The following is a 1,872-nucleotide window of genomic DNA, read 5'->3' as shown; positions in this document are numbered from 1 at the left end:
GACGCGGCCCTTGGCCTGGCTCGAGTTTGCGCAAAGAATCTCGATGTTTAACTCGCAAAGTGCACGCCCGAACTGGGTCATGCCCTGGCCGCCCTTGGCATCCTTCTTCGCAACCCGGAACACCGARTGCTTGTCGGAATAGAAGGCGACTGGAGCACCATGCGCCTTCAGATAGAGTTCCAGCGCCTCGAAGTAGCTGAACGCACTTTCCGATCGTACAAACCGCAACTGCATCAGCTTGCCGGTCGCATCATCGATGAACACCAGTAATGAACATGGATCACCGCGATCTTCGAACATGGAGTAATCGCGGCGCGACCGTCTCTGGCTTTTTGGCTGGCGAGGGTGGTTGCCCCCGATAGGATGAAAAAACGGGCTCTCGATTGGAACCGGGCCCAAACATCGGATGGAGGCAACCATGAACCAATATATTGGGCTTGATGTTTCATTGAAAGACACCGCAATCTCGATCCGGGAAGACGGGAAGCGGATCTGGCGGGGGAAATGTCCTTCGGATCCCAATCTTCTCGCACAGATGATCCGCAAAAAAGCTCCGCGCGCCCAGCGCGTGGTATTCGAAACGGGACCGCTGTCGACGTGGTTCTATCACGCGCTGACGAGCGAGGGGTTGCCGGCGATCTGCATTGAAGCGCGACACGCGCAAAAGGTACTGAGCGAGACGCTCAACAAAACTGATGCCAACGATGCGGATGGTTTAGCGCAACTCGCTGAAGCGGGCTTTTACAAAGCGGTTCGCGTCAAGTCGTTTGACGCTATGATGACCCGCACATTGGTGGCTGCCCGCGAACAACTCCTGAACATCTCGACACAACTTGGCAATCAAATCCGCGGCCTGATGAAGACCTTCGGTCTGATCATCCCGAAAACGAAGGGGCGAGTGTTTGATGGCGATGTGCGGAAGCTTTTGGATGGGAACAACGAGCTTGCGAAGATTATCTTGCCTCTTTTGGAGGCGTGGCACGATATCCGCAAGCGCGCAGCCGATCTTGGTCGCCAGTTGCTGATAGTGGCACGTGAGAGCGAAGCCACGAAGCTGTTGATGACAATCCCGGGCATCGGCGCAGTCACGGCGGTATCCTACGTTACGGCAATTGAAGACCCAGGAAACTTTCGAACGTCGCGGTCGGTTGGCGCCTGGCTTGGGTTGACAACCCGGCGCTACCAATCAGGCGAAGTCGATTGTGACGGCCATATCTCGCGAAGGGGTGACAATCGTTTACGTGGGCTGCTTTATGAAGCGGCGACAGCGCTGCTGACGAGAACCAGTGCCAGGACCGAGAGCAGTCTCAAGAGTTGGGGACTTAAGCTGCGGGAGCGACTTGGCTTCAAGCGGGCCGCTGTGGCCGTCGCCCGGAAACTCGCGGTCATCATGCACAGCATGCTCAAGACGGGAGAAGTGTTCAACGCATCGGCTGGCGCGACCATATAGGAGACGCTCAGCCTTCGTCCCTCAGCGCGCCATGTAACTTTGCGTGCTGAGCGTCCCTGCTGCGGACGTGGGCAGGATCATTCCGCTATCGCTGGCTGCAGCTCGTTGAGACTGCGTTTCGAACATTAGGAAGATCCCACCTGCGAAGACCATTGTGCGGCGACATTTGTCGACCGCGGAGACAACCCTGCTCCCAGCACTGGATAGCTCTGAAGGACATGGCCGGTGAGGGCAGTCCATTCAATCCGTTCCARCCGTGTTGCCTCTCTCGCAAGCCGGCAAGGGAATTGCGTGCTCAAACCAGCTTGACGGATGGAGTGCGATTAGATGGGATATTCGGCTTTGCGTTTCAGCGTTGACCATTGTGGATTGCGGTGCTGCGCTTCTGACTGATGGTAAAATGAGGTCATGTCTTTCAACAG

General features: G+C 56.5%; 1 protein-coding gene and 1 pseudogene. One reads left to right on the top strand and one right to left on the bottom strand.

The annotated features are described in order from the left end of the window. Positions 1-297, bottom strand: a pseudogene (locus ASD52_RS28590) (ISNCY family transposase); the annotation flags it as partial. 121 nt (positions 298-418) lie between these two features. Between ASD52_RS28590 and ASD52_RS28585 the strand changes: the two are divergent. Next, the gene (locus tag ASD52_RS28585; protein ID WP_057208601.1) at positions 419-1,450 is read left to right on the top strand and encodes an IS110 family transposase; all 1,032 of its coding nucleotides are present in this window, start codon (positions 419-421) and stop codon (positions 1,448-1,450) included. The last annotated feature ends 422 nt before the right edge of the window (positions 1,451-1,872 follow it).

Origin of the sequence: Ensifer sp. Root142 (assembly GCF_001426785.1) — a bacterium.
Classification (GTDB): domain Bacteria; phylum Pseudomonadota; class Alphaproteobacteria; order Rhizobiales; family Rhizobiaceae; genus Ensifer; species Ensifer canadensis.
Note: the sequence above shows the minus strand (reverse complement) of the source record. Positions and strands in the feature narration are given on the sequence as shown.